We start from the raw sequence: 19773 nt of genomic DNA, 5'->3' as shown, positions 1-19773 counted from the left end.
AACTTTAATTTTATAAACAGGTAATTCCTTCGAATTGGAATTCGCATTTCTTAAATTCTGCAACACCAATTTGAGCACATCTTTCAATAATAGTTTCTAAAGTATCTCCTGCAGATACATCCGCAGATTCTATATCTACTGCTATAGACGCTGTGAAAGATGCTCCTCCTTTCTCTCCTCTAACCTTGAAGTTCACAAAAATACCCTGTTTAGTTTTAGAAATATTTTTAAACCTAACTAAGTTGTTATCGATAAGGTTTTTCATTTTATAACCTTCGCCTTGGAAAGCAACAAAAATACCAACCTCTAAGGTTCCTGTAAACGCAAAGATTATATTTAAGAAATTACTAAGAAGATCTTTTTCGTGATTCTTGTTTTAGCCTACCCAAATCACACTCGGAATAATCTACGAATTTAAAAAATGTTTCGTATGTTGGATCAAAATTAATTACCTCTTTAGCCATATCTATGGCTATTCTTCGGTAATTTTCATGCCCTTGAATTTGTGAACGCAGTTCACAAAGCCATTGTAAGGCTCTTCCATTGATATGGAAAAACCAGCGTATGTTGTAGGCCAGAGGAACAACATATTGAGCTTCCTCAGGAAACTCCACAGAAATTTGGTTGTAAGCTTCCTCTGCTTTCTCCATAGCTTCTCTAAAATCCTTCTCCATAGGAGTGTCTAACAACTGTTCGGGAATATGATACCCTAGATTTGTTGTGAGTAATTGGCGTTCTTGAGTAAGTATTCTATGTCTTTGTAGATCTCTATAAGCTCCAAAATCTGCAGTAATGTCGAATCCAAATTCTAAACACTCCAATCCCCTTGGAGATTTATGTCGGCGATTTTCTCTTGATGAAGATCCTGCTTCTAAAACGCGAATGAGATCTTCTCTAGGCATAGACCGACAGATATTGATAAGCTCCTCATAGGTATGCTCTGAATAAGGGAAAAGAAATCCGGCAGCAACTTTATAAATTCCCTCGGGATCTCCGTAAACTAAACGAACTCCTGTTTGTTTGGATGGTGAAGAACCTTCACTAAATTTCTCAGCCAAGCTAGTTAGTTGCTCTTTAAGAGCCTGCCGATAACCCAACATAGCTTGATGATGATGGTGATGAGATTCAGCACGACTTACAAAGGAGGGAATAATCTTCATTAACTCTGTTAAAGAGTCCTCACCAATTTGTCTTATTTCTGTAAGGTTATGGCCTTGAATTTTATGTAACAATGTTTGCCAAAACCTTCCGTTACCAAAGAACCCTAAATTCGTTAATGTGGCAGCAGGAAGAAGACCACGTAAGCAATCAAGAACTTTAGCTCTTAAAGAAATTGTGTAAGCTGATTGTGAAACCTCTGCTTCTTTTGGATAGATCTTTTCAAAATATGAACGCACTTTAGGAATCAAATCCGTATACGTATCGAATAAAGAATCACATGTGCCTAAAAACACGTCTTTAAAGGCCGAGGTCATCAAAATAGGGTCGCGGTAGTATAAATACTCCCCTTTTACCTTTTGATCAAAATAAACGTACCTGGAAGACTTTTCTAAAGGAGATCCTCCTATACGCGCATCTTCTAATATTTTTGCAGCAAGCATGGAAACACTTTCCATTGCTAGGTGGGCACCGCCAAGTTCTCCTATGGAATCATCCCCGAATCCATCAAGAACTCGTCTGTAAAAATCAGCAGCTTTATGTATTCCAACTTCAAAGTCCACACCAGAATCATCTAAGAAATCTCCTCCTTCGCCTTCTAAAAACTCTTTTAAAAGCAAAGAACGTAAACCTAATGTAGATCTAGAATATTTAGAAAATAGAGCCCCTTTAACCACTTCAGGGAGGTTCTTCAAAGCAAAAATGTTTGTTTCTAGGTTGGTAACGAAATGAGACAAACTCTTCTTTTGTTCTGAAGAAAACTCATCATCTCTGCTCAACATGAAAAACCTCAAAAATTAAAAAGACTGCCACATGGATTAGAAAAAACAAAAACGTTTTTGCTTAAAAATCCTGTTGAAAAATGGTTGATCTTGTGTTCACAAACATGCAAAATCTCGATTTATTTACAAAGTGAACAATGTTTTAACAAAGTTTTAAACAGGTTAACCACTCAATTTCTCCTCTATAAATTGAGTTTTAAACATTTTCCACACCCCCTAAAGAAGAAGAAGTAATATTTATATAAATACTCTATCTTTTTCTGAAGGTGTGGAAAGTGTTGAAGGATTGTAAAAATGAGCTCATTAGCATTACTTCGACGTCCTCGAAGAAATAGAAGAACCGTAGCTATCCGAGATTTGGTAGCCGAAACATCTTTATTACCCCAAGATTTTATCTGCCCATTTTTCGTTAAGGAAGGGAAAAACATTTGTGAAGAAATAGAAAGCCTTACAAATGTTTATAGGTGGAGTATTGATCTTCTTTTAAAAGAGATTGAAAGATTGTGTTCTATAGGATTAAGAGCTGTGATTCTTTTTCCTGTAATCCCTAGCAATCTTAAGGATGCTTATGGTTCTTATTCTTCCAATCCAAAAAATATCCTTTGTAAAAGTATTTATGAGGTAAAAAAGGCTTTTCCAGATTTATGCGTGATAAGTGACATTGCTTTAGATCCTTATACTACTCATGGTCATGACGGTATTATGGATCAGGGTGAGGTATTAAATGATGAGAGTGTTCGCATATTTGGAAACATAGCGACATTGCATGCCGAGATGGGGGCTGATATTGTAGCTCCTAGTGATATGATGGATGGTAGAGTTGCACATATTCGCTCGAAGTTAGATCAATCTGGATGGACTAAGACTCTAATTCTTTCCTATAGTGTTAAGTATGCTTCTGCTCTCTATAATCCCTTTAGAGATGCTTTAGGATCACATTTACAATCCGGAGATAAAAGAAATTATCAGATGAATCCAAAAAATGTTTTAGAAGCCTTATTGGAATGTTCTTTAGATGAGCAGGAAGGTGCGGACATGCTGATGATAAAACCGGCAGGACTATATCTTGATGTTTTACATCGCGTGAGAAATTCTACAGCATTGCCTTTAGCAGCATATCAGGTTAGTGGTGAATACGCTATGATCGCAGCAGCAGCTAAAATGGGATGGTTGGACAAGGAAGCTATGTTTTATGAATCTTTGATAGCTATAAAACGCGCAGGAGCTGATATGATTATTTCTTATGCAACTCCGTTAATTTTAGAGATGATAGCCTCTTCGAAGTTCTAAGTTCTTCGAAGAACGCTATTCTTCATTTTCTGGATTTAAGATACCAGTTTCCTTTGCATAGTCTTTTAGAGATTCTTTAATGATCGTTAACATTTCTGTTTTCGATGGATCTATGAAAGTTGGAAGGGCAAAATCTTCAGGACAAACTTCTAAAAACCCTAGCATACATGCTAATTCGAAATCCTTAGTAATCACCGCTTTAATTAAGGGTACTACAGGAATTTTCATAGGCATGACTTTGTCATAAATTTCTGTATCTATGATAGGACGTGTTTCACCATGGAGATTAGTATCCGGATCCATATATGTATGTTTTCTTTTTAAGAATCCGGAAAGATAAGTTCTTGTGCGTGTAGGTTTATTAATTCCTAACCTTAAGAAATTGAAAGCTTGTCGTGTTTTTGGATTAGGGATCACTGAAATGGTAGAATCTCGCATACCAAGACAAGGAATGCTTTCTTTATCACAAAGTCTTCCAGTTAATGGATCTCCTGAGATTAAAGATACATCTGAAGAGATATCTTCTAGAGAAAGTAAGCTTTGAAAATCCGCACCTTTTGTAGTTATAACATAACGTCTTAGAGATGATTTTAGTCCTGATCCTGCAAGAGCTACGACCTGTTCATTTAGAATTCTTCCTTTTAAGAATAGGTGTCCTATAGTTAGGACCTCTTGAAAGGATATCGTAAAGACTATGTCTTTTTCGCTAGTAATAGGTGCTATGTAGTGAATGTGTGTTGAGGGAGAACCTGAGGGATAAGGACCTGTGATCTTATGTAAATGCGCTATAGACTTTAGATCTTTTTCAGGAATCGCAAGTCTATCCGTAGAAACAATGTGGGGGCATAAACCGAAAAGTTTAGCTATTGCACGAACTCCCACATTAAAAACGTAAAACCCTTCTTCTCTAGAAGAAAAGACAGCAAGATGTTTTTCTGTGGATGGTGTGAAGGGCCGGTTGTCTGCAAGGTTTATGAAAACATCTCTAGGAGCTTGGTTGGGAAGAGCGGGAATATCAAAAGGACGTTGTTTGAAAAGAGAGAAAAGTCCTTCTTTCTTAAAGATTTCCAACAGTTCTTTTTGTGATAATTTAGATAGATCGTAAGAATATTCTGTTAAATTTTGTCCCGGAGTTTTTTTGATAACCACGTCTAATAGAGAACGTTTATCTCCTCTACGTATTTCCTTTACTGTTCCAGAAACTGGTGAGGTAATGAAAACACCTGGGAAATTTTTATACTCCGCAACAGGAGATCCTGAAGCGACAACATCATCCTGCTCCACCTTAAGCTTTAAAGCTAAGGCAGAATATGGGCGCAGGTCCACAGAAACTAGAGTTGGATCTATTCTTTTTAAAAACCCAGACTCTTTAGGAGACCCTTGCAAAGATAAATCTAAACCCCGAGTAATCGCAATTTTCATACTTTAGGGATTATAGGCGTTTTTATAAGGGAATCCAGTTTTTTTTCTTATTTTTTTTGGATGATGTGGTTTTTGTTTTCTTATTAGAAGTGGGTGTTGCGGATTCTCCTCCTAAGTCTTTAGTAACTTCGTTAATTAGGGCTTCTGTCTCTTTTTTATATTCATTACACGAAGATCTAATGTTTTCTAAAGCCAACCATTCTTCTGGAGAAAAGTTATCAGGATTATTAGCAAACACTTCCATTTGTTCTTTAGTCATTCCTGTTTGTTGTAGGATTTCCTGAGAACGTTTATCCAATTCTTGGATTTTTTCTTGGGTTTTTTCCATCAAATATTCGTAATCTACTTCAGAGTCAGAAGATAAGGCAGAACCGAAAGAGGGATCGAAGTCTATATTATAAAGAGTGAGTATTTGTTTTATAGAATCTATTATTTTTTGCGCGGAATTACTATTCATTAATACACCATGAATTTTAATTTATTATAAAACAAATATTATTATTTTGTGTTGTGATATTGCTCTTTTTTATAGTTAAGCGTATATTTCCCGTTAAAAACGGGAGACATCGTGGACTATCTAGAAAAGTTGCAAGTCTTAATAGACGAAGAGCAACCCTCAAGTTTCTTTAATTTGTGGGAAGAATATTGTTTTAACGATGTGGTGCGAGGGGCAGAGCTTGTCCAGATCTTAGAGAAAGTAAGGCATTCATCTTTAGCTCCTTTGTTTGGGAAAATATCAGATACAGTTCTTCCTTTATGGGAAAGAATACCTGATGGAAAAGAAAAAGATCAGGTTCTTCAATTAGTTTTGGATATCCAAAACACTAATGCTAAACCGTTTTACGACGCCGCGATTGACTACGTAAATAGAAAGTATCAAGGTCGAGAAAATTTTAATGAGGCCTTAAGAGTTGTTGGTCTGCGTGATGGTCGTGAGTTTCAATACAGTTTAAGTCGTTTTGATTTCTTAATGCATTTACACGAAGGGAATTTCGTCTTCCATTCTGGAGGATGGGGGGTTGGAGAGGTTATGAGTGTATCCTTTCTTCAACAGAAAGTTCTCATAGAATTTGAAGGAGTTATGATGGCTAAAGACATCTCCTTTGAAACAGCATTTAAGAGTTTAATTCCTTTAGATAAAGATCATTTTTTATCACGAAGATTTGGTGATCCAGATGGTTTTGAAGCTTATGCTAAGGAACATCCGTCAGAAGTGATAGAAATTCTTCTAAAAGATTTGGGTCCAAAAACAGCTAAAGAAGTAAAAGATGAGCTTGTAGATTTAGTGATTCCTGAAGCTGAGTGGAATCGTTGGTGGCAAGCAACTAAGAGTAAAATTAAGAAAAACACTCGTATAGTAGCTCCTAAGACAATAAAGGATCCTTATAAGTATAATCCTGGGGGAGATTCTTTAATTTCTCAATTAGAAGGCCGTCTTTCTCAAATCGAGGATACTTCTGGAAAGCTTGTTGAGATTTACCAGTTTATTCGTGATTTACATAGCGAGTTGAAGAAACCTGAAAATCGAGAAATTATAATAAAAGCCTTACAAACACTTGCTATTGAAGATAACCAATCTTTAGAAATCCAAAGAGATTTATTGCTTTCAGATTTTTTAGGCGAGAAATCGAGTGTTTTAGATAGCAAATTCTTATCCTCTCTTGATGAAGAAGGAATTATTTCTATAGTTAACAATATTTCTATAGTAGCTTTGCAAAAAGTGTTCTTAATGTTGATAAAGAAGCATTCTCCAGTTTGGGAAAATGTTTTTATGAAAATTTTTCTTTCAACCACATCTCCATCTCTTAGAGAGCTGACTTTTAAAGTATTTAAAGGTGAGGATTCTTATCGTGAAAAAATCGAGAAAAAACTTCTTGAATGTGCTGAACATCCAATGATGTATCCTGAAGTTTTTGCTTGGTTTTTCTTAAAGCTAGGGTCTCATGATGATGGTATTTTTGATCCAAATAATAAAGAGATCGAAAGATTATTTTTAGAGGCAGCCTTGGTATTTATGTATCATGTTGCTTCAACACCACAGAAAGAATTAGGAAAGAAGATTTATAACTTTCTTGTGGGCCAGCGCTATTTAGCTGTTCGCAATATGATAGAGGGAGCTCCGTTATCCTATTTAAAAGAGATTTTATTGCTATCTACAAAGTGTAGTCAGTTTTCTTCTAGTGATCTTAGCGTTTTACAAAGCCTTGCTGAGGTTGTGCATCCTGATTTGAAGAAAAATACTGTTGTTGTAGAAGAAGATATTCTTTGGACAACTTCTGAAAGCTTCACAAGAATGAAAAACAAGCTTCAATCTCTTGTTGGTAAAGAGATGGTAGATAATGCTAAAGAAATCGAGGATGCACGGGCTTTAGGAGATCTTAGAGAGAATTCTGAGTATAAGTTTGCTTTGGAAAAACGTGCGCGTTTACAAGAAGAAATTCGAGTGCTTTCTGAAGAAGTAAATCGCGCTAGAATACTGACTAAGGATATAGTATTTACTGATAAGGTTGGTGTAGGTTGTAAGGTTTCTTTGGAAGATGAAAAAGGAAATCTTATTACTTATTCTATACTTGGTCCTTGGGACGCTGATCCAGATAACTATATTCTTTCTTTAAAATCTAAACTTGCTCAAGAAATGCTCGATAAGAGTGTTGGAGCAACTTTACAGTTTCAAGGAAAGAAATATAAGATAAGCCGAATACAATCTATTTGGGATGCATAATAGGGAAATGGAGCATAGCGGAATCGAACCGCTGACCTCAACAATGCCATTGTTGCGCTCTACCAATTGAGCTAATACCCCGAATAGATAAAATTATCACGAGATAAGGTTTAGAATCAATCTTTGTTCTAATGCGAAGGATTTTCTTTAATATGAGTTTTTTTAATCAGTTACCCACATTTGCTCCTGATTCTATTTTAGGTCTTCAGAAATTATTTTTAGAAGATGAGCGAGAGGAAAAAGTGAATCTTGTTATAGGTTCTTATGAAGATCCTAACAAGGCGTATGGTGGTTTTTCTAGCGTCCGTAAGGCACAGTTTCTATTTTTAGAAAATGAGATGAATAAAGGGTATCTACCTATCAGTGGTTTATCATCTTTTAATCAAGAGATGATGAAACTTGTTTTTGGTAATGTAAATCCTAGTTTTGTTGTTGGTGCTCAGGCATTAGGAGGAACGGGGGCTCTACATTTAGGCGCTAAGATTTTTTCCATGGCCTATCCTTCAGGTAAGGTGTATATTCCTGAACAAACTTGGGGGAATCATATAAGAATATTCGCTCAACAGGGTTTAGAGGTTCTTAAATATCCTTATTATAGTTCAGAAAGCAAGACCTTGCTTTTTGATGAGATGCTTTCCGTATTAAAATCCGCTCCCAAACATTCTTTAGTGCTTTTGCAATGTTGTTGTCATAATCCTACAGGAATGGATCTTGATGAAAATATGTGGACACGTCTTGCTGAGGTGATAAAAGAGCACGAGCTTCTACCTTTTTTCGATACTGCTTATTTAGGTTTCGGTTTGGGTATCAATGAAGATAGACGTCCTATAGAGATTTTCATAGAAGCTGGAAACGTGGTGTTTGTAGCTGCTTGTGCAAGTAAGAATTTTTCTCTTTATGGAGAGCGAGTTGGATATTTTGCTGCCTATAGTAGGGTTGCTGATGATTTAGATAAAATTTCTAGTTGCTTAGAAGAGAAAATCCGTGGGGAATATTCTTCACCTCCTAGACATGGAGCTAAAATTGTTTCGACGATTTTATCAGATGGGGCTTTAGAAAAAGAGTGGTTATCAGAATTAGATGCTATTCGTAATTCTTTAGGAAAAACACGAGCTCGATTTGTTCAAGCTATGCGTAATCATATAGGGCATTCTTTTGATTTTATTTTGTCTCAGAAGGGATTTTTTGGATATCCCGGGTTTTCTTTAGAACAAGTGCTTTTTCTGAGATTAGAGAAAGGTATCTACACCACAAGTGGGGCGAGATTTAATTTAAACGGAATTACTGATGAGAATATCGATTATGTTTCACAGAGTTTTTCTGAGGCTTATCAGTTGTCCTAATGTTTACGATTAGATAAGAGCTTTTCTTTATTTGATTATCTTTCTATTCCAAGTGAAAATATTCACTATGAATATTAGCGCAGATAGATTTCTGCGCGTATTTCTATTTTATTTCATGTTGAAGTTTTAATTATGTTTTATTTTACCCGTTAGTATCATAAAACATGGAGTTAAACACCGCTTATCACCACAAACTAAAGTATATTTTAGATGGATTGATAGGGTGTTTTGATTTTGTGTTACAATCAAAACATTAAGAAATATGTGTGCGATTAAAAAACCTGAAGGACATCGTTCTGCGATTAAAACCGCAGGCTCTGTTGCTTATCGTCGTCATAGAAAAAACAGGCTATATGTCTATTTAGTGATTGCATTGAGTATTATTTTATGTTGGTCTTTACCAAGACCTTTCTATGAAAATATTCAGAAGCATTTCATATCCTTGTATACGCGTGTTTTTTTTAAACATCGTGAAGTTGTTCCTATAGAGCACTCTATTCAAGATATTGAAAATATCATCTTAAAAGATCGCATCGCTATTTTAGAAGAGCGTTTGCAAGCTTATGAAGTTGCTAACTATACACCCCCAGTATTTTCTGAGATCTTATCTCCTTATTTTCGTAAGTTAATTGCTAGTCGTGTTATTTATCGAGATCCTTCTCACTGGGGAAGCTCTTGTTGGATAAACGTAGGTAAAGAGCAAAAGATACAAAAAAACTCTCCAGTATTATCAGGAAAGGTGCTTGTTGGTCTTGTAGATTATGTCGGGGAGCAGCAATCACGAATACGCTTAATCACTGATGTGGGTATGCAACCTTCGGTAATTGCTGTTCGCGGGGGAGTGCAAGCTTGGTTAATAAAAGATCAGATACAAGGTCTTACAAAACACCTTGAACGCCTTTCTGACGCCTATATTCTTGAAAAAGATAAATATGAAAAAATCGATCAATTAGAAGAGCTCAACTCGTTTATACATTATAATGATGAAAATACCCTACTTTTAAGAGGTACATTATCAGGTAGTGGCGGTCCTTTATGGAAAGATGAAACTCTAGTTTTACACGGTGAGGGATTTTGTTTTTCTGATGGGAAAAGTTTGCGTGTTGGAGATATTTTAATTACAACGGGATTAGATGGTGTATTTCCTCCAGGACTATTTGTTGCTGAAATTACCAAAGTTTGTCGACCTAGAGAGGGTGCTTGTTCTTATAAAATAGAAGCTAAGTCGTTAGCCGAAGATTTAACAGATCTTTCTTCTGTTTTGATTCTTCCTGCCATGGAATTTAATCCTAATGATAGACCGGATATTTTTGGTTTACTATGGGATTAGGTATTTTTTGATTTGGTAAGCATAAAAATCCATTGCCTTCAAGATCCACACCTCGAATAAAAACAAATCCCATTTCTATATCACTAGTGATATCAAATTGTTGAAGAAATCGTTTTGCTGCATGAATGTAAATGGCACCTTGATAGTCGAGATTTTGCTCTTTTATATAGTTAAGAAGGTTCTCTTGAGAGTATTCAGAACTTGTTTCTCCTAAGAATGATGTTTTCCAATCGATAATATAATACTTGTCATTATGTTCGAAAAATAGATCAATAACTCCTTGCCATAACTGTTCTTTGTTAGAAAATAGGAAAGGCTCCTCACTGACTATTTTGCTAGGAACAATATCTTTCAGAGAAAAAGATCCTGTAGCAAAAGATAATGGGGAAGAGAAAGTTGTTATAAGCTTTTGAGAAATAATTTCTTCGTATCCCTCTAAATGGGTGTTTTTAACAAAACTCGTGACTACTGATAAAATTTTAGAAGGAGAAATTTTAAAGTTGGGAGAAATATTTTCTAAAATTTTATGAATGATAATACCAGTTTTTCTTCCTCTGGGAAGAACAGAAGAAGCTGTAGCTTCCTTGATATCACTATCTAAAGAAGTTTCGTTATCCAATCCCTGTTTTATAGAAGAAAAAGAGAAGATTTGTTTAGCAGGAGCTATAGGCAATGAAAAGGTTGATGGGGGAATCATTTTATAAATAGGTTCTGTAAATTCAGAATCCGTTCCTACAGCTGATAGAGAAAACATCGTAGGATGTTCTTTTGCCAACTGTTGTGCTAAATCGATAATAGATTCGTGAGAACCTTCAAGTTTTACATAGTTTGTTAAAGCTGAATTACGTCGTGAATGCGAGGAGTTTTGTATAGGGATAAATAGTTGTTTTCTTGCTCGGGTACAGGCGACATACATCTCTCGGATCCATTCCGATGCGCTTTTATTTTTCTTAGACTTATCTAATCCTGAGCAAAAAACTACATCATATTCTAATCCTTTAGACGCATGAATCGTGGTAATTTTTAATATTTCTGTATCTTCAGAATACGAAGAGAAAGAAAGATTTTCTTCCCAACGTCCAGTTTCTGAGAAGTATTGTAGATAGAGTAATTGATGTTGGGGCTGGGAAGAAATAGTGTCTAAATAAGCGCAAAGCCTCTCCATTTCTTGGAAAGTAAGATCTCCCTGTGGCGTTTTTAACAATGCTTCTCCTTGCAGAGTCATGAAATGATAAAAAGTTGCTAAAAGTCCATGATCAAAAATGTAACTACGAAGTGAAAAGAAATACGTAGAATAGAGCTCCTTCTTCTCTATAACATCGTTGAGATTATGTCTGAAAAGACTACTTAATAGTACTCTCTGTATTTTTTCATAATTCTCTGGATGAAGAATAGCTTCTAGCCACGCTAAGGTTAATAAATAAGTTTCTGTAAGATGGAAAATTGATTTGTTCTTAGAAAACGCTACAGGAATACTACAATGAGTAATGAGATCGAAAGCTTGAGCAGAATCCGATACTAAAATTGCCATGCGTCCTAGAGGAATGTTATGGGCCTCTTGTAAATAAGAAGCGGTATGAGAAATCCACGCGGCCTGATCTGAAATATCATTATAGGAAAAAAAGTGTATTGGGGAGTGCTGAGGATTCTCAAAATTCTCAGCACTCTGAGGGCATAGGGGATGATATTCTATAGGTTCATAACCTGGGATTTCTAGAAAGGGAGAGCATTTACAAAAGAGACAGTTAATTGCTTCCATGAGTTTCGCTGTGGAGCGATAGTTGTTTATGAGATGCAATTGTGATGATTTAGGAAATGTTGATTTTGCTTTTAGATATGTGGCGAGATCTGCATTTCTCCACTCATAAATAGATTGTTTTGGATCACCTATTAAAAATAGGGATCCTGAAAAATCATCATTTGCAAATAGCTTTGAAAAAATATTCCATTGCTTCCTGTCGGTGTCCTGGAATTCATCGATTAATACTAACTGAAAGCGTTTTCTCAGGGCTTTTATGATTTCTTCAGATCTTGAAGAGAGTAGAATGTCTTCTAAAGCTAAGATGCTTTCATCGGGAGATAACCACCACGTATAATGATTCTTTAAATACAGTTGTAAGTCTCGAAGTAGGGTATTAAAGATCAGGTCTACGTTGCAAAATTGTTCAGTATAGTGAAGCCAAGAGGTCTCTTCTATATAGTTAAAAGCTCTAGAGGGCTGATAACGCGCCAAACGATTTTTGGGATGGAAAGTTTCTGCTATTTTAGAAAAAGAGAATAAGCGTATCGAGGTCTCTTCAGCATACAAATAGTTTACAAAAAGCTTAAGGTCTTCATCTATAGAAAAAGGTTGTTTTCTAAAACTCTCTTTATGCTGCAATAGTTCCTCTAGGAATTCTTCCTTGGGAATATCTTGTATTTTAGATCGAATAGAGTCGTGCCATGATTCTAAAGATTCTAAAGTGGAAGTTTTTGAGGATAAATGCTCAAAAGTCTGTAGTGTATAACTAGAGAGCAGCTTATCAGTTAAAAAGGATGTATGTTTAGAGTTAGAATTATATCTGCCTGCAAGTAGATAAAATTGCTCAGGAAATAAAACAGAAAGCCAAAAATCTTGAGATAGATATTTCCGAATGTGATGAACAACGGATTGTGTATGGGTAAGAACAGCATTACTCTGTGTCATTTGCATTTCAGGAAAGTGCTGCTTTAGAACATGATTGCAAAATCCATGGATGGTATAGATCGCCATGCGATCTATAGTCGCCAAAGCATTACGCACCTGCATGTAAAGCTGTTTTACATCGCAAACATCTTTTAGGTAAGGAGGAAGAGGTGCTGAGGGATCTTTAAGAGCGGATTGTAACTGAGATAGTGCGTGTTTAAGATTATCTTGAATCCTGAGTTTTAATTCGTTAGTTGCCGCGTTTGTGAATGTCACTGCAAGAATGTTTTCAACATGTGAAACAGAGCCTTCTAACAGAGCACGTAATACAATTTGTTCAATAGTAAATGTCTTTCCTGTGCCAGCAGAAGCTTCTAAGAAATATTTTCCACGAATGGATGTTTGAGAATTAAAAATATCAAACGGTTTCATCTGTGTCCTTAAACAAAGAAAGAATCAGTAAACGCTGCTCTTCGGTAACTATGAATTGATCTTGATAATCACGATTATGAAATTTCCAGAAAAGCGATAGGGCGGGATTATTAGCATCTGTTTCAATAGCAGAGTGTATGGATTCGTGAAACTTTTCAGCATTGTCTAGAAATTTCCAACATTCCGAGGAAATTAAAGGAATCGGGAGCTCTTTCATCATTTGGTATACTCGCAACACTTGATTTAAGTATTTTTTTGGATCAGAAAAAGGAACAGGCAGATCTTCGAAGTTATCTTGAGAGATAATATTTCTTACGGTTGCGTATTTCGTAATAGCATCGGATTGTTGTAGCATCGCGATGGCTATGTAGGCCTTCAAATAATTTTGCATCTCAAAAGAGTTGTCGGGAATAGCTTTGGTCTTCTTCGTTACTTTTCTTATCTTGGCTGAGGGATCAATGGAACAAGAATATATACCATTAGAGAATACACCGAAAAATGTTCCATGTAGAAAAATCTCTTTATTATCCAAATTTACGCAAACTGGTGGGAGAACCTGATCTTGATCACAAAGATCATCATGGAATAATGAAGAAGAAAAAATTACCGAATGAGGATTTGTAAGGGGATTTAATTTTACCTTTTCCAACCATTTTTCTATGAGTTCATTGTAAGAAGTAAACAGATCTTTAGAAAAAGAGGATTGGTAATTATTCGAAAGATCCTCAGGCATATTCGAAAGGTGATTTTCCCAAAATAACATGACTTGCTTTTTGGTCGGGAAGAGTTTTTCTCTAATTTCTAATGTCGCAGGAGATCTAAGCGAAACATGATAATTGGATTTTAAGAAAAAATCTAAGGGAGAGGAAATAGCCTTGATTATTTGCGATACAGACAAATGAGATGGAAGATCTGTAGTATTCTTAGGGGTTTGAAATAAAGAAGGTAAGGGCTCTTTAATAGAGCAAAATGCTTGTGCAAGTTTGTAATGATATTCTTGTGAGACATGCACCAAGTTTTCTTTGGAGAATAATGAGGGAGCGTAGGCTTTAGAAGGAAGATGAGTAACGGATAAATTTAAAGCTTCCTGAAGATAATTCACATAGGCACTAGGTAAAGCAGGGTTGTGAGCAGAAGATTGGTAGCTAATATGAAGTTCATGTTTAGTAGATACTAAGGTCTGAAGAAAATGGAAATTTTCTTCATTTTCAGAAGAAGAAAACACGAGTTCTTCTTGAGTTGTTGCATCGACGAGATCTAATAAATCAATAGCCTCTGCGTGTTTGTTTGCCCCAAGAATAAATGTATAACTTTTAGGAATGAGGCTTAAGTCTCCCAAGGAGCCTACATAAGGACCCGGCTTATCATAAATAGGACTGTTTCCACAAAAACGGTTGAAGAAATCTAAACAAAAATCAGTAAAAAACATCAAAGAACATTTTGAAGAAGAAAATGTTGGGAAAATAGAATTTCTAAGAGATGCTATCAAGGATAGCTCATCTGAAGACAGAACGAAGATTGATTCTAGGGAAGAGATAATGTGGGTAAAATGTTCATCATAAGTTTGAATCGTGTTTGTCGAGTAAATACTTACAAGTTTCTGTAAATCATAGAGCAAAGGAAGAATACGTTCCCAAATTTCTATTTGGCTTACCTTCCCGTGCTCCTCAACAAAAGGGTACTCATTCAGGATATTATCGCCCAAGCTTTGTATATGAATCCCATCTCCTTTGTAAAGCTTCTGCCATTCGCTAGAAAGTCTTTTCAAAAGATAGGGAGTTTTACTTATCTCTATAGGATTTTGTAGTTGTGAGTGGATGAGTAGTTGAAGTAAGCGGTAGAGATTGCCTTGTGTTTGTAGAATAGATGATAAGAGTAAAAACTTTTCTTTTAAATCCTCAGCATATGCAGATGTATTGTTTGTGAAGTATAGAGGTAGATGAGGTTGGAATACTGCTTTTAAATACACCTCATAGGTTTCTAATTGAGAAGATAAGATAAAGATTTCTTCAGGAAGCACACCTTTATGTAATAGAGAAGAAACTTTTAAAAATACTTCATGAACTTCTCTAGAAGGATTTAATGCTTTGCTGATAGTTACAGTTTGTTCTTTATCTAGAGCATCTTTAGGCGAATTGGGACGTAAGTAAAATAGATTGCTTTGTAGAACGCCTAAAGATGTTGTTTCTTGAGGAGCCACGAAAGCTTCACTATAGTGTATCTCTTTGTCTAAAAAGAAATTTTGAGACGCTTGGGATTTATGGGAGAGATTGGCAAGCAACGCTTGTCTATCCGCTAAAATATAGTGTTCCCAGGCATCTCTATTGGGTTGATTTGCTAGCTGACGCCATAAGAAATCAATCGATTTATCAGAAAGTAAATCTCCAAAATATTCTCGACTTGGTGAAAAGCAATAAAAGTAGACCGGGAAAAAATTACTCAACTCGGTAAAAAAAGTTGCAAAATGCTTAGGTAAATGAGAATAGCCAAAGATATGCAAAGAACGATTTTGTTTCTCAGAATCCAAAGCATCTAATATCGAAGAAAAGACCTTGTTGATAGGAATGAAGTGTTTATCTAATTGAGAAAACAAGTGCTTATGATAGAGATTTTTTTCAGAAGGTGCTTGCGAGAATGTATAAAATTTTTTAAAAATAGCCGCTAGACTCTTTGTTGAGCTATAAGAGGGTTCTGAAAGGAGTTTGCTCTGTGTAACATCAGCGGGTGGGTGAGTAGTATTTAGCAGCTCGTGTATAAATAAAGGAAGTGTTATATAGTCAGGAATTAACTGTTTTTCATGACAAACTTCAGTGAATAAATGTTTGACAAGGGAGTCTGAAGAAGAGAAAATGGTCGACCCCATGAAAATGTGGTTACTCGTAGCATTAGTAAGTTCTCTACGTAGCCAATGCCCTGTTTCTGTATTGGCAACAAGAATCCATCTTTTAGTAAATGGCTGTTGATAAGTAGAAAATAGATCTTCTGCAAGTTTAGCTAATAGATGAATGGGAGAGTTGCTAAAAATTGTCTGACTATGTTTGGTCGCGTTCATGGATATATCAATACAGAAAAAGTCTTTTCGTGCTTTAGTAATAACGCATTTTCTTACGATATTAAATGATAATCTCTACAAGTTTCTTTTAGTATTTTTCCTTCTTGAAGGAAAAAGTTTAACAGAGAATGCTAAGATATTATCCTACGTAAGTTTATTCTTTGCTTTACCGTTTCTACTGCTAGCACCTTTAGCCGGAAGTTTATCAGACAGGTATCAGAAACGGAACATTATCTTAGCCACGCGTCTGGTAGAGATCGTTTGTACAGTGCTGGGGCTATATTTCTTTTACATACAATCTGCGATTGGCGGTTATGTAGTTTTGATCCTTATGGCAAGTCATACAGCTATTTTCGGTCCCGCAAAAATGGGGATTCTTCCGGAGATGTTGCCTTTAGATTATTTATCTAAAGCCAATGGCATAATGACTGCTGTGACTTATACAGGAAGTATTTTAGGATCGTGTTTTGCTCCTTTGCTTGTTGATCTTACAAAAAATCTCGCAGTTAATTGTTACGTACTTTCAACATCATTTTGTGTTATTTCTTCAATTGTGAGTACATTTGTTTCTCTGAGAATACGCCCAAGCAATATTAAAAATCGTAGTCAAAAAATTACTTACGTAAGTTTTAAGGATCTCTGGGAGATCTTAAAAGATACACGTCACGTACACTATCTAACTTTATCAATTTTCCTTGTTGCTCTTTTTCTTTTAGTCGGAGCCTATACACAGGTAGAAATCATTCCCTTTGTAGAGTTTACTTTGGGCTACCCTAAACATTACGGAGGTTATTTATTCCCTCTTGTAGCTTTAGGTGTTGGCGTTGGATCCTATGTTACGGGATGGCTTTCCGGGAAAGATATTAAATTAGGTTATGTGCCTATCATGACTTTAGGCTTAGGCGTTGCCTTCATGGGCCTTTATGCTGTCTCTTGTTCTTTAGTCGGAGTGATGTTTTTCCTGCTCCTCTTAGGATTTTTAGGCGGGGTATATCAAGTGCCTCTACATGCTTATGTACAATACGCTAGCCCTGAACATAAGCGAGGACAAATTCTAGCTGCAAATAACTTTTTAGATTTTGTCGGAGTATTAATTGCAGCTGGAATCGTAAGGATTTTAGGGTCAGGATTGAGTTTGCCCCCAGAGACGAGCTTCTTGTATATGGGGATAATCATTTTCTGTATAGGGTTATGGATTTTGTGGATTTGGAAAGAGCTGGTCTATCGTTTGGTACTCAGTGCTGTATTAGTAAGACAGCTGGGAAGCTATCTTAGACTCCCTAAGTCAATAATTCCTGTTTGTTACATGGTGCGCACTCATTCTTATCAAGAAGTGCGTCGTGTATTAGCTATGCTACCAAAAACGATACGTAGCACTGTTGTAATATTAGATCAGAAATTACAACCAGGTTGGACAACTAGAATAATTTCTTACTGTGTGCCTACAGTAATTTCTGATCTTAATGATACGAGTGATCATAGTATGAAAGAAGCCTGGGCTGTTTTACAGGCCAAGCGTTTGCAGATACTGTTGAAAAAACAACCGGATCTTTGTGTAGTTTGCTTGGGAAAAGAAGAGAATATTGAAATATTTTCTAAAGTGTTGCTGGAGCAAGGAATTAATATTAAGAATGTTTTCTTGTCGTGCAATAAAGTTTCTTACCGAAGAAAAATTTATGATCTATCCTTGAACGAGGCTGAATAAGCCTAGTTCAAGGAATAATTTATCAATTCTTAATGTGAACAAGAACAGCAGCAGCTAGGGGCTTCTTCCTTCTCTGCCGTGCTTTCGCATAGATGCATACGACGGAAAGGCTTGTTTCCTCTAGATGATGAAAAGGAGCGGATTCTCGGTGCTTGAGAACACTCTTGAGAACAGCATCCTTTTGTTGAGTCGATACAATTTTCACAACAGATGAATAGATTGTTACAATCGGTATTGGCACAATTGTAATAAATATCGCAGTCAGTTTCACAATGAGAGCATTTGGCAATAGGAGCCACATCGGTATCTGTTTCATCGATAGGCACTGCCATACGATCGTCAAATACGAATAGTTTTCCTCGCCATTTACCTGTTCCCACAGCTTGACCGTAGGCTATAACGCCACCGTCGAGTTGATAAACTTCTTTAAAACCTTTTTCTAAGAGCAGAGAAGAGTATAACTCGCAGCGTATACCACCGGTGCAATACATCATCACAGGGGTGGTCTCGGGGTCATGCTCTTTAGATAACCGTTCGGCATACTCGGGGAATTCACGGAAAGTTTCAATGTCTGGAAGAACAGCGTTTTCAAAATGCCCGATTTTCCATTCGTAATTATTCCTTACGTCTAGAACTAGACAGCGATTCTCTTCCAGTTTTTCATGCCATTCTTTTGGAGAAATATGTTTACCTTGAGTAGAAAGATCCACATCGCAACCAAGAGCTACAAGCTCTTTGCGATACTTCACAGTCACACGAGGGAAAATATTTTCTTCAATGTGATGAATTTTAAATTTTACATTTGAAAATCCAGGACGCTGTCTTAGCCAGTTCATGTAGTGCTCTGCGTCGGGTTGATAACCACTAAACTGGCCATTAATTCCCTGTTCAGATATGTAGATACGACAAGAAACATCTAGATTTTTAAATAGTTCCTTGTGCAACGCGATTTCCTCTTGAGGATTATCTACACGAGTCAAATAATAATAAGCTAAAGCGTAATAATTCTTTTTCATAAGAAATACCCTAGCATATTCTCGGAAATAATTCCATTGTAGAAAATTAGGATTGGAACTAAAATGCTCTTTGGTATTTTGTCAAGTAGATGAGTAGTCGTTTTTCTTTATTAGCGAAGAAAATCTTCCAGGTTATACCGAAAATAGTGCCGCTACCTTTGTCTAAAATAAAGAAGGCCGGGGAGGCGTGAATAATTTCTAAGGACTAAATAAAGGACTAAAATACATGGCTCGATATTGTGGCCCTAAAAATAGAATAGCAAGGCGTTTTGGAGCGAATATTTTTGGAAGAAGCCGAAACCCTCTGCTCAAAAAGCCCCATCCTCCAGGTCAGCACGGTATGCAGAGAAAGAAAAAGTCTGACTACGGTCTTCAGCTTGAGGAAAAGCAAAAATTAAAAGCTTGCTATGGCATGATTTTGGAAAAGCAGCTTGTGAAGGCTTTCAAAGAAGTTATTCATAAGCAAGGCAGCGTCACAAAGATGTTCTTAGAAAGATTTGAATGTCGCCTGGATAACATGGTTTATCGCATGGGATTTGCTAAGACTATTTTTGCAGCACAGCAGTTAGTTTCTCACGGTCACGTATTAGTAAATGGGAAGAAAGTAGATAGAAGATCCTTTTTCCTACGCCCTGGAATGCAAGTTTCTCTAAAAGAGAAGTCTAGAAAGTTACAGTCAGTTCAAGAATCTTTAGAAAATAAAGATGAAAGCTCTTTACCATCCTATATTTCTATAGATAAGAATGGTTTTAAAGGAGAACTTTTAATGTCTCCGGAACAAGATCAAATGGAAGCACAACTTCCTCTGCCTGTTGACATTTCTGTTGTTTGTGAGTTCTTATCTCACAGAACATAA

General features: G+C 36.2%; 13 protein-coding genes and 1 tRNA gene. 6 read left to right on the top strand and 8 right to left on the bottom strand.

What is annotated here, in order from left to right; all coding sequences use genetic code 11:
- Nucleotides 1-10 precede the first annotated feature (10 nt).
- Together O6937_RS01500 and O6937_RS01495 are read right to left on the bottom strand one after the other, a co-directional pair.
- Nucleotides 11-265: a hypothetical protein gene (locus tag O6937_RS01500; RefSeq protein ID WP_006343670.1), complete on the bottom strand. Its 255-nt coding sequence runs from the start codon at nt 263-265 to the stop codon at nt 11-13.
- Between the two features lie 82 nt (nt 266-347).
- Nucleotides 348-1940 carry an FAD-dependent thymidylate synthase gene (locus O6937_RS01495; RefSeq protein WP_332389921.1) on the bottom strand — a complete coding sequence of 531 codons (1593 nt, stop codon included), beginning with the start codon at nt 1938-1940 and terminating at the stop codon, nt 348-350.
- A 294-nt stretch (nt 1941-2234) separates the two neighbouring features.
- Between O6937_RS01495 and hemB the strand changes: the two genes are divergently transcribed.
- The gene (gene hemB, locus O6937_RS01490; protein ID WP_332389920.1) at nt 2235-3230 is read left to right on the top strand and encodes a porphobilinogen synthase; all 996 of its coding nucleotides are present in this window, start codon (nt 2235-2237) and stop codon (nt 3228-3230) included.
- 15 nt (nt 3231-3245) lie between these two features.
- Here the strand turns inward: hemB and O6937_RS01485 are convergent, their stop codons facing one another.
- Nucleotides 3246-4652 carry a Na(+)-translocating NADH-quinone reductase subunit A gene (locus tag O6937_RS01485; protein WP_332389919.1) on the bottom strand — a complete coding sequence of 469 codons (1407 nt, stop codon included), beginning with the start codon at nt 4650-4652 and terminating at the stop codon, nt 3246-3248.
- Between the two features lie 22 nt (nt 4653-4674).
- Nucleotides 4675-5109, bottom strand: a complete 435-nt coding sequence (locus O6937_RS01480) for a hypothetical protein (RefSeq protein ID WP_332389918.1) — start codon at nt 5107-5109, stop codon at nt 4675-4677.
- A 111-nt stretch (nt 5110-5220) separates the two neighbouring features.
- Here O6937_RS01480 and O6937_RS01475 point away from each other — a divergent pair, with 111 nt between their 5' ends.
- Nucleotides 5221-7374 carry a GreA/GreB family elongation factor gene (locus O6937_RS01475; protein ID WP_332389917.1) on the top strand — a complete coding sequence of 718 codons (2154 nt, stop codon included), beginning with the start codon at nt 5221-5223 and terminating at the stop codon, nt 7372-7374.
- 8 nt (nt 7375-7382) lie between these two features.
- Here O6937_RS01475 and O6937_RS01470 read toward each other — a convergent pair.
- A tRNA-Ala gene (locus tag O6937_RS01470) sits at nt 7383-7455 on the bottom strand.
- 71 nt (nt 7456-7526) lie between these two features.
- Between O6937_RS01470 and O6937_RS01465 the strand changes: the two genes are divergently transcribed.
- Nucleotides 7527-8717 carry an amino acid aminotransferase gene (locus tag O6937_RS01465; protein WP_332389916.1) on the top strand — a complete coding sequence of 397 codons (1191 nt, stop codon included), beginning with the start codon at nt 7527-7529 and terminating at the stop codon, nt 8715-8717.
- 262 nt (nt 8718-8979) lie between these two features.
- Nucleotides 8980-10047 (top strand): rod shape-determining protein MreC, encoded by a 1068-nt coding sequence (locus tag O6937_RS01460; RefSeq protein WP_332389915.1) that lies wholly within the window; start codon nt 8980-8982, stop codon nt 10045-10047.
- Here O6937_RS01460 and recB read toward each other — a convergent pair.
- The gene (gene recB / locus O6937_RS01455) at nt 10007-13144 is read right to left on the bottom strand and encodes an exodeoxyribonuclease V subunit beta (RefSeq protein WP_332389914.1); all 3138 of its coding nucleotides are present in this window, start codon (nt 13142-13144) and stop codon (nt 10007-10009) included. The genes O6937_RS01460 and recB overlap by 41 nt on opposite strands.
- The gene (locus tag O6937_RS01450) at nt 13131-16196 is read right to left on the bottom strand and encodes an exodeoxyribonuclease V subunit gamma (protein WP_332389913.1); all 3066 of its coding nucleotides are present in this window, start codon (nt 16194-16196) and stop codon (nt 13131-13133) included. The genes recB and O6937_RS01450 overlap by 14 nt, the downstream gene beginning before the upstream one ends.
- Between O6937_RS01450 and O6937_RS01445 the strand changes: the two genes are divergently transcribed.
- Entirely contained in the window at nt 16195-17901 is a 1707-nt protein-coding gene (locus O6937_RS01445; RefSeq protein ID WP_332389912.1) for an MFS transporter, read from the top strand. The two genes, O6937_RS01450 and O6937_RS01445, sit on opposite strands and share 2 nt — an antisense overlap.
- 29 nt (nt 17902-17930) lie before the next feature.
- Here the strand turns inward: O6937_RS01445 and trhO are convergent, their stop codons facing one another.
- The gene (gene trhO, locus O6937_RS01440; protein WP_332389911.1) at nt 17931-18917 is read right to left on the bottom strand and encodes an oxygen-dependent tRNA uridine(34) hydroxylase TrhO; all 987 of its coding nucleotides are present in this window, start codon (nt 18915-18917) and stop codon (nt 17931-17933) included.
- A gap of 226 nt (nt 18918-19143) precedes the next feature.
- Between trhO and rpsD the strand changes: the two genes are divergently transcribed.
- Nucleotides 19144-19773 carry a 30S ribosomal protein S4 gene (rpsD, locus tag O6937_RS01435; RefSeq protein ID WP_332389910.1) on the top strand — a complete coding sequence of 210 codons (630 nt, stop codon included), beginning with the start codon at nt 19144-19146 and terminating at the stop codon, nt 19771-19773.

This window comes from Chlamydia sp. 04-14 (assembly GCF_036632095.1).
Classification (GTDB): Bacteria; Chlamydiota; Chlamydiia; order Chlamydiales; family Chlamydiaceae; genus Chlamydia.
The sequence above is the reverse complement of the archived record's forward strand: the minus strand, read 5'-3'. Positions and strand labels throughout refer to the sequence as shown.